8 protein-coding genes are annotated in these 8381 nt (G+C 75.6%); 3 read left to right on the top strand and 5 right to left on the bottom strand.

Features of this window, described 5'->3' with window-relative positions:
• Together EBN88_RS32190 and EBN88_RS26625 are read right to left on the bottom strand one after the other, a co-directional pair.
• On the bottom strand, positions 1–1089 hold a 1089-nt coding region (locus EBN88_RS32190; protein ID WP_122399599.1), incomplete at its 3' end, for a hypothetical protein.
• Between the two features lie 424 nt (positions 1090–1513).
• Positions 1514–2794: a PQQ-dependent sugar dehydrogenase gene (locus EBN88_RS26625; RefSeq protein WP_122399598.1), complete on the bottom strand. Its 1281-nt coding sequence runs from the start codon at positions 2792–2794 to the stop codon at positions 1514–1516.
• A 330-nt stretch (positions 2795–3124) separates the two neighbouring features.
• Between EBN88_RS26625 and EBN88_RS26620 the strand changes: the two genes are divergently transcribed.
• Positions 3125–3916 (top strand): GNAT family N-acetyltransferase, encoded by a 792-nt coding sequence (locus tag EBN88_RS26620; protein ID WP_122399597.1) that lies wholly within the window; start codon positions 3125–3127, stop codon positions 3914–3916.
• Here EBN88_RS26620 and EBN88_RS26615 read toward each other — a convergent pair.
• The 3 genes from EBN88_RS26615 to EBN88_RS26605 form a co-directional block, all read right to left on the bottom strand.
• Positions 3900–4799, bottom strand: coding sequence for an alpha/beta hydrolase family protein (locus tag EBN88_RS26615; protein ID WP_122399596.1), 900 nt, complete (start codon positions 4797–4799; stop codon positions 3900–3902). The two genes, EBN88_RS26620 and EBN88_RS26615, sit on opposite strands and share 17 nt — an antisense overlap.
• A gap of 42 nt (positions 4800–4841) precedes the next feature.
• A complete protein-coding gene (locus tag EBN88_RS26610; protein WP_158621541.1) occupies positions 4842–5924 on the bottom strand; it encodes a phosphotransferase family protein in 1083 nt (360 codons plus the stop codon).
• Positions 5925–6107: 183 nt separating this feature from the next.
• A complete protein-coding gene (locus EBN88_RS26605; RefSeq protein WP_122399595.1) occupies positions 6108–6653 on the bottom strand; it encodes a CGNR zinc finger domain-containing protein in 546 nt (181 codons plus the stop codon).
• 145 nt (positions 6654–6798) lie between these two features.
• Here EBN88_RS26605 and EBN88_RS26600 point away from each other — a divergent pair, with 145 nt between their 5' ends.
• Both EBN88_RS26600 and EBN88_RS26595 read left to right on the top strand, forming a co-directional pair.
• A complete protein-coding gene (locus EBN88_RS26600) occupies positions 6799–7242 on the top strand; it encodes a VOC family protein (protein WP_233580998.1) in 444 nt (147 codons plus the stop codon).
• Positions 7243–7296: 54 nt separating this feature from the next.
• On the top strand, positions 7297–8187 hold the full coding sequence (locus tag EBN88_RS26595) for a pyridoxamine 5'-phosphate oxidase family protein (protein ID WP_122399594.1): 891 nt from the start codon (positions 7297–7299) through the stop codon (positions 8185–8187).
• The last annotated feature ends 194 nt before the right edge of the window (positions 8188–8381 follow it).

The following is an 8381-nucleotide window of genomic DNA, read 5'->3' as shown; positions in this document are numbered from 1 at the left end:
CAGGCCGCCGGCGCCGAGCAGCGCCACCAGCAGGCCGAGCGCGGCGAGGGTGCCGGCCGACGGGCCGCCCGAGGCGTCCCGCGCGGCGGCCTCCTCCTCGAACTCCTCGTCGGTGCCGCTCCATTCGGCGGCCTCGGTGGGCAACGGCGCCGCCTCGGCGTCGGGCTCGTCGGTGGCCTCCTCGCTCGGCTCCTCCGACGGCTCCTCGCTCTCCTCCGGGTCCCGGCGGTCCTCCTCGCCGTCCGCGTCGCCCTCGGTCGCGCCGTCCCCGCCGTCGGGCCCGCCGTCCGCGCCGCCGGCGTTCTCCTCGCCCGGCGCGCCGCCGACGTCCCCGCCGCCGCCGGAGGCCGCTCCGCCGGAGCCCGAACCGCCGCTGGTGCCACCGGAGTTGCCGTCCCCGCCGGAGGTGGAGCCGCCGCCGGACGCCGAACCCCCGCCCGCGCCACCGGAGTCGGACCCGCCGCCCGAGCCAGAGCCGCCGCCCGAGCCGGAACCCCCGCCGGAGTCACCGCCGTTGGCGGGGCGCTGGGCGGCGATGCCGGGCGGCGGGGCCGAGCCCTCGTCCCGGTCGAGCGAGAACGACCAGCCGTCGAAGCTGCCCTCGGGCGGGGTGCGGTAGGTCGCGCCGCGCTGGCTGTACGTCCAGTCCTGGCCGTTGCCCGCGTGCCAGTACGACCAGTAGGCCGTGGCCGGCGGGGTGTCCACGCACGGCTCGCTGTCCGCGCCCGGGCGGCCGTTGATCCGGCAGATGAACGAGTCGCCCCAGCGGTTGGTGCCGGTCACCTCGAAGCCCGCGTTGCGCAGCGCGGCCAGCCCGTCCTCCTGCGGGCCGTGCGCACAGCGCACCACCCGCCCGCCGCCCAGCTCGCGGAAGTCGACGACCACGGTCACCCCGGTGGCGTCCGGGCAGAAGCCGGGCGAGCCGGCGGCCGGGCGCGCGAGCCCCGGCAGGGCGGGCGCGGCGGCCGGCGTCGTCGCGGGTGTCGTCGCCGGTGTCGTGGCCGTGGCCGGCGAGGCCGGCGCCAACAGGGCGGCCAGCAGCGCCAGCAGCGCACCGAGCGCGGCGGCGCCGACCGAACGGCGTGCCATCGAAGGACCTGACCTTTCCCAGGCCCGAGGCGCGAGGCCCCTGCCGAAGGCCGGGCACGAAAAACCCCGACGCACGCGCGTTGCGAGCGGCGGGGGCCGGCCAGCCGGGGCTGTGGGCTCCACGCTGCGAACCATGACAGTGAGAAGCGAAACCACGCGCGGGCCGGGCGATCCGACTCACGGCGCTCCACGGGAACGCCGCTCACGGTTGCAGGTCAGTGCCGGACTCTCACCGGACTTCCCCCGGGCCACACGCGCTCAGTTGTCCATCCGTCGTTGACGGAATCTCCTCAAGAGTAGGGAAAAAGCGTTCGCCTGACCAGTCAACGCAAGCATGTTCGATGCGGGGCCCGGTCGAGGAACGGCCCGGCGCGCGCCGTCGCCGGCACGCGCCGGGCCGTGTGCGGCCGCCGGGATCAGCGCGTCACGCGCCGCCGGCCTCGGCTCCGGCCTCGGCTCCGGTCTCGGCTCCGGTCTCGGCGAACGTCACCCGGTGCAGCTGCCCCGGCAGGTCGTTCACCACATACAGCTCGCCGGCGCTCGACTCGCCGAACGCCGTCACCTGGGTCGGGAACTCCCCGATCACCGCGTCCTCGTAGCCGCCGGCGCCGTCCGCGCGCAGCGCCCAGGCGCTGTTGGAGCAGTAGTCGGTGGCCACATAGGTGCCCTCGGCCAGCTCGGCGAACTCGGCGCCCCGGTAGACATGGCCGCCGATCACCGCGCACCCCTCCGAGGAGGTGGAGTAGGTGAAGACGGGCTCGGTGAACTCGGCGCCGTCCCGGCACTGGCCCGGGTCGAACTCGTCGGTGCCCTCCCGGCAGGCCCAGCCGAAGTTGGCGCCGCCGCCGTCCGCCGCCAGGTGGTTGACCTCCTCCCACGCGCCCTGCCCGACGTCGCCGATCCACAGCGAGCCGTCGGCCGCGTCGAACGAGAACCGCCACGGGTTGCGCAGCCCCCAGGCCCAGATCTCCTCGCGGGCCTCGGGGTCGCCGACGAACGGGTTGTCCTCCGGCACACAGTAGGCGAGTTCACCGCAGGACTGGCTCACGTCAAGCCGCAGGATGGTGCCCAACAGGGTGTCCGTGCGCTGTCCGTTGCCGTCCGGGTCGCCGGCCCCGCCGCCGTCGCCCAGGCCCCAGTACAGATAGCCGTCGGGGCCGAACGCCAACTGGCCGCCGTTGTGGTTGGTTTCGGGGTGCTCCTGGGTGAGCAGCACCTCCAGGCTGTCGTCGGCGAGGCCGTAACGGGCCAGCGTCACATCGCCGTTGGGCAGCGAGGTGTAGGCGAGGTACAGCTCCTGGCTGTCGGCGAAGTCGGGCGCGACCTCCAGGCCGAGCAGCCCGCGTTCGTTGCCGGAGCCGTTGACCACGTCGGTCAGGTCGACCAGCGGCTCGTCGACCAGTCCCGTCTCCGGCGCGTACTCCCGGATCGTGCCGGCCTTCTCCGTGACGAACAGCCGGTCGGTGCCGTCGTCGGGCGCCGCGATGGCGGTGGGTCGGGTCAGGCCCTGGGCGACCTGCTCGGTGGCGACGGTCAGGTTCTCCAGCGGAACGGCGGCCGGCTCGGCTGGCTCCTCGGCCGCGCCGGCCGTCCAGGCCAGCGCGCCCAGCGGGGCGACGGCCACCGCGAGGGCGGCGGCCACCAGCCGGCCGCGCCGGCGGCGGGGGTGCGGCGGAGGCGTGGGGGTGTCGTGGTGTCGTCGCATGGCGCAACTCCAGGAATGTGGGGGCTTCCTTGTGGCGTGGGCGTCGCACGGCGCCCCGGATGCCTGCGGGAGGCGTGGGGGTCCCGGGACGCCGGGCACGACGGGTGGGACGCTACCGGCCGCCGTTGGTCCGCACCAGGGGGCGAACGCGGCGACCAACGCGGTGACGCGGGACGGGAGTTGGGGTGCCGCCGCCGGCACCCGCACCCGCCGGGGCGGACCGCCGTCCCCGCCGGGGCGGACCGCTGCCCCGCTGGCGCGGGCCGCTGTCCTGGCGACACGCGGGGAAAAGGAGTTGGCCGCGCCAGGGCGTCGGGTTGGGATGGCCCGATGGACACCACGCACATCGACCAGCTCCGCGCGCGCTACGACCGCGTGCTACGCCGCGAGGTCGCCCCCGACGAGCCCGGCGCCCGGGTGGAACGGACGGGCCCGGTCGTGCGGCAGACCAGCGCGCGCGGCGGCTGGAGCGGGGTGCTCTGGTCGGGCTTCGCCTCGGCCCGGGAGGCCGACGCCGCCATCGCCGAACAGCTGCGCCACTACGGTGCGTTGGGGCTGCCCTTCGAGTGGAAGCAGTACGCCCACGACCGCCCGGACGACCTTGGGCAACGGCTGACCGCCGCCGGCTTCCGCGCCGAGGAGCCGGAGACCGTGCTGGTGGCCGAGGTGGCGGCGCTGGAACGGCGGCCCGTCTGGCCCGACGGCGTGACCGCCCGCCGGGTGACCGAACCCGCCGGGCTGGACCCCGTCATCGAGGTGCACCGCCGGGTCTTCGGCGGCGACCAGGAGCCGCTGCGCCGCCGCCTGCTCGCCCAGCTGGCCGAAGCCCCGGACCGGGTACGGGTGTTGCTGGTGCTCGCCGGCGAACTACCCGTCAGTGCCGCCCGGTTGGAGCTGAGCCCGGACGGCGACTTCGCCGGAATCTGGGGCGGCGGCACCCTGCCCGCGTGGCGGGGCAGGGGCATCTACCGCGCCCTGCTGGCCCACCGCGTGGCGCTCGCCGCCGAGGCCGGCGCCCGCTGGCTGCACGTCGACGCGCTCCCGCCCAGCCGCCCCATCCTGGAACGGCTCGGCTTCCTACCGCTCGCCGTCACCACCCCCTACCTCAGCCCCGCGCCCTGACCCGGCCGCCCGCCGCCGGGCTGCCCAGCCGCGCCGCGAAGAACGCGACCGCGTCGGAGGCGGCCCGTGGCGCGGCCGTCGGGTCGGCGGGCGCCTCGGCGAAGAAGTCGTCATGCCGCACCGCCGGGCCCAACGACCGGCCCCGCGCGGTCGGCATGTGCTCGACATAGGGCCGCACCGACACCTCGTAGGGCGTGACCGCGTCGGCCCCGCCCCATCTGACCTCCACCGGCACCGTGACCGACCGCAGCCTCTCGGGGGAGAGCAACGCGCCCATGGCCGGCGCGACCTGGAAGACCGCGCGAACCCTGCGGTCGGTCAGGTCGGCGTCGCAGTCGGTCAGCAGGGCGGCCAGATCCTCGCCGTGGCCCCTGGCGCGCAGGGCCGCCAGCAGATCCGGGAACTCGGGCAGCGGCGGCAGCGGTATCTCGCCGCTCACCACCCGGGCCAGCGCCGCCCGGTGGAGCCGCGCGCCGACCAGCGCGGCCGCCGTGTAGCCGCCGAGCGAGAAGCCCGCCACCCCGACCGGGCCCAGGGGGCGCTCGGCGGCGAGCGCGTCCAGCGCGAACGTGACGTCCCTGGCGCGCTCCCAGACCTGGAGGAACGCCTCCGGCTCATAGCCGTCGACGTGGTTGTTCCCATGGTGGTCCAGCGCGACCACCTCGAACCCGGCGGCGGCCAAAGGCCCGGTCAGCCACCGCATCGCGTCGGCCGAACCGCCGGTGCCGTGCGAGACCACGACCAGCGGCGGCGACGGAACGCCGGGCCTGGCCCGCCACCGGTGAACGCGCACCGGGCGGGGCCGGCCGGGCGCGGTCAGGTCGTCGCGGGAGGTGTCCCGCAACAGGACGATCTCGGGGCCGTCGGCGGCCATGTCCGTCATGTGGCCATTCTAGAACGCGAGTTCGCTTCCGCCTCGTAGGTCTCAGCGCACGTCGCGCAACCACCCGCACCAGGTGGGGAGATGGTCGAGGGCGGCGGCCAACTCGTCGAGATAGGCGAGGGTGTGGCCGTGCGCGGCGGCGCGTTCCGGCGCGGTGACCGGCCGGTGCCCCAGGGCGCGCCAGAGGAGGAACGCCGCGCCGCCCAGGCGCATGTCCAGCAGGCCGCCGAACGTGGCCGGCTCCGGCGGGAGTTCGTCGCCCCCGGCCGCCCGGTAGGCGGCCACGACCTCGGTGAAGCCCACCCGCGACCGGCCGTCGGGGGTCCGGGAGAAGTCCAGCGCCGCCCGGGCCGTCTCCCAGCGCGCCAGCTCCTGCCCCGCGCCCTCCCAGTCGAGCAGCACCGGGGTGCGCGCGGTCACCAGCACATTGTCAGGCTTGACGTCGCGGTGGGTGAACACCCGTGGCGCGTCCGTGAGTTGGTCGGTGCCGGCGTCGAGCAGGCGGTGCGCCTCGGCCACCGTCGGCAGGTGGGTGGCCACGGCCCGCAGAAAGTCCGGGTCGGTCTCCTTCGGCGCCGACTCCAGCCAGTCCCGCCACTCCTCGACCGGCTGCGGCGGGTGGACGTTGGCGCCGCCCGCCGGGGGCGCGACCGGCAGCGTGTGCAGGGCGGCCAGGGTGGAGCCGACCCAGCGCCGAACGGTCCCTGGCACGGCGGTCGCGTCGAGCCGTTCGCCGTCGCACCACTCCCAGACCAGGAAGCTGACCGGCTCCCCGTCCACCGGCAGGTCAACGAACGGGTCTGGGGCGGCGGTTGCCGGGAGGACCGGGCGGGGCATCGGCACCCCGGCGGCCAGGGCGGCCCGCTCCACGGCGACCGCCAGCCGGTGATCGCGCAGCCACCACTCCTCGCGGGAGCGGTTGAGCCACTTGACGGCCCACGCCCCGCGCTCGGTGCGCAGCCGGAACAGCCGGTGCGAGAGCCCGCCGGCGACCGGCCGCCACTCCTCGACGCGGTCGCCGAGGCCGAACGCCCCGGCGACCAGGGCGGCGACGGACCCGGGCGCGCGTTCGGGCGCGGGCGCGCGTTCGGGCGTGGGCTTGGGCGCGGGAGGAACGGCGGACATGCCCGCACGCTACCGGCCCGCTTTGTCCGCTGACGACCGCGATTCCGGGGCCGGGGCTCCGAGCGGCCCGCTACCCGTGAGCGCCGCCCTTACAAGGCGGATGTCGAGGGCTCGCGCGGGGACCGGTCTTCGGCTCGGGCCGGTCTCCGGTCCGAACTGATCCGCCCGGCACTGGCCTCCGGGTCAGCGCCGGGCGCGGGCGTAGTGGCGGGCGGCCTTGGCGCGGTTGCCGCAGACGGCCATGGAGCACCAGCGGCGGCGGCGGTTCTGCGAGGTGTCGAAGAAGTGCAGCAAACACCCCTCGTTGGCGCAGGCCCTGACGCGGCCGGGGTCGATGGACAGCAGGCGCAGGTAGTCGTCCACCGCCAGCCAGGCGGGCAGCCAGGCCGGGGAGTCCGGCTCGGCCTCCTCGGCCGGCCCCTCGGCGGTGAGGCCGCGCCGCAACCGGCCCCTGGCCAGCACGGCGTTGACGCGGGCGAGTGCCTCCCGGCTGGGGTGGGCGGGATCGCGCACGGCCTCGGCCAGCGCGTCGCGGGCCTGGAGCACGGCGTCGAGGGTGGCCTGGTCGGCGGCGCAGCGCTCGTCGAGGCCGTTCGAACGAAGCCACACGGCGAGTCCGGCGACGTCCGTGAGCAGGTCCTCGGTCACGGCGGTCAGCCGCCAGCGGGTGTTCAGCAGGTCAAGCGAGAGCGGCTCACCGACCAGGGGGCGGGGATCCACTGCTGCCATGCCGCCCCACCCTAGCGCCCCGGCGACCCTAACCGGTATGGCGTGCATCAACGGTTGACCGGCTGCATTTCTAACCGTTATTCTCGCTGCGTACTGGTTAGAACATGAACCCCCGGCGGTGGTCGGGGAGTTGGAGGAGAACGCGGTGTCGCTGCGTACCGGGCATGTCGGACTGAACGTGACCGATCTCGATCGTTCGCTGCCCTTCTATACCGAGGTGTTCCAGCTGGATGTGGCCCAGAAGGGCCAGGACGGCGACCGGCGTTGGGCGTTCCTGACCCGCGACGGCGCGCTGCTGATCACGCTCTGGCAGCAGAGCGCCCGGGGCTTCGCCACGGACCGGTCGGGACTGCACCACCTGTCGTTCCAGGCCGAATCGATGGAGGAGGTCCGGGAGCGGGAGGCCGTCCTGCGCGGGCTGGGCGTCGAGTTCGCGTATGACGGCGTGGTGCCGCACGGGGAGGGCGCCGCCTCCGGCGGGATCTTCTTCCGCGACCCCGACGGCATCCGGCTGGAGATCTTCGCCGCCACCGGAGCCGAAGCGGCGCCCGCACCCGTCGCCGCCGCGCCCACCTGCGGCTTCTTCTAGGACCGCCCGCGCACCAGGCCACCCGATCAGGAACGTTCACGAAGGGTTCGCATCATGACCGTCGGCTACCACCCGGGAGAACGCGCCGTGCAGCGGCGGGCCAACGCCGTTGACCGCGCCGACCACGCCTGGCGCGCCATCCGCGACCGGGTGCCCCGGGTGGCGGCCGACTTCCTCGCCGAGCGCCGGATGCTGGTGCTCGGCGCCCGGGACGCCGAAGGGCGGATCTGGGCCTCCCAACTGACCGGCCCGGCGGGCTTTGTGACGGCCCTCGACGAGACGACCGTGGCCGTGCGCGCCCACCCCGCCCCGGACGACCCGCTGGCCGGGGCGCTCGGCGGCCCGGGGAACGTTCCCCTCGGCACGCTCGCCATCGAGCCTGCCACCCGTCGCCGAATGCGGCTCAACGGCCTGGCCACGCCCACCGAGGCGGGCCTTCTCCTGCGGGTGGAGCAGGTGTACGCCAACTGCCCGCGCCATATCGCGCGCCGCGCGGTGACCCGCGACCTGCCCGCCACACGCCGGCGCCCGGAGCCCATCCGCACGCCGGCGCTCACGCCCGCGCAACGGGAGTTGATCGAGGCGGCCGACACCTTCTTCGTGGCCAGTGCCGACCGCGACGGCCCGGTGGACGCCTCGCACCGTGGCGGCAGCCCCGGCTTCCTCCGGGTGCTCGCCCCCGACCGGCTCTGCTGGCCCGACTACCGGGGCAACGCGATGTACATGACCCTGGGCAATCTGGAACGCCACCCGGCCGCCGGCCTCCTCGTCCCCGACTGGGCCAGCGGCACGCTGCTCCACCTGGTCGGCCACGCGGAGGTCGACTGGTCGCCGGAACGCGCCGCCGCGTTCGCCGACGCGGAACGCGTCATCGACTTCCACATCGAAGCGGTGCTGGAACGCCCGGCCGCCAGCGACCTCCGCTGGTCCCCGACGACGGGCTGAACGCGCTGCGCGCGGGCACCGCGTGAACGCAGGGCGTTCACGCGGTGCCGCACGCCCCGGACGGCGACCGGCCGCCGGCGCGACAACGGGCGCGCCCGGCGGTGGCTGGTGCCCGGTACCGCGTGGTTCCGTTCCCGGGACGGGACGCCGGGCGGTGGCCGGGCCGCCCGCCCCCGCTCCGGCCGCGCGCCGCA

Origin of the sequence: Streptomyces triticirhizae (genome assembly GCF_003696235.1) — a bacterium.
Lineage (GTDB): Bacteria > Actinomycetota > Actinomycetes > Streptomycetales > Streptomycetaceae > Streptomyces > Streptomyces triticirhizae.
Note: the sequence above shows the minus strand (reverse complement) of the source record. Positions and strands in the feature narration are given on the sequence as shown.

What these genes read in the sequence shown, in the direction of transcription:
- EBN88_RS26625 (WP_122399598.1), bottom strand. Translation starts at nt 2,794, where the DNA reads ATGCGACGACACCACGACACCCCCACGCCTCCGCCGCACCCCCGCCGC.
- EBN88_RS26620 (WP_122399597.1), top strand. Translation starts at nt 3,125, where the DNA reads ATGGACACCACGCACATCGACCAGCTCCGCGCGCGCTACGACCGCGTG.
- EBN88_RS26615 (WP_122399596.1), bottom strand. Translation starts at nt 4,799, where the DNA reads ATGACGGACATGGCCGCCGACGGCCCCGAGATCGTCCTGTTGCGGGAC.
- EBN88_RS26610 (WP_158621541.1), bottom strand. Translation starts at nt 5,924, where the DNA reads ATGTCCGCCGTTCCTCCCGCGCCCAAGCCCACGCCCGAACGCGCGCCC.
- EBN88_RS26605 (WP_122399595.1), bottom strand. Translation starts at nt 6,653, where the DNA reads ATGGCAGCAGTGGATCCCCGCCCCCTGGTCGGTGAGCCGCTCTCGCTT.
- EBN88_RS26595 (WP_122399594.1), top strand. Translation starts at nt 7,297, where the DNA reads ATGACCGTCGGCTACCACCCGGGAGAACGCGCCGTGCAGCGGCGGGCC.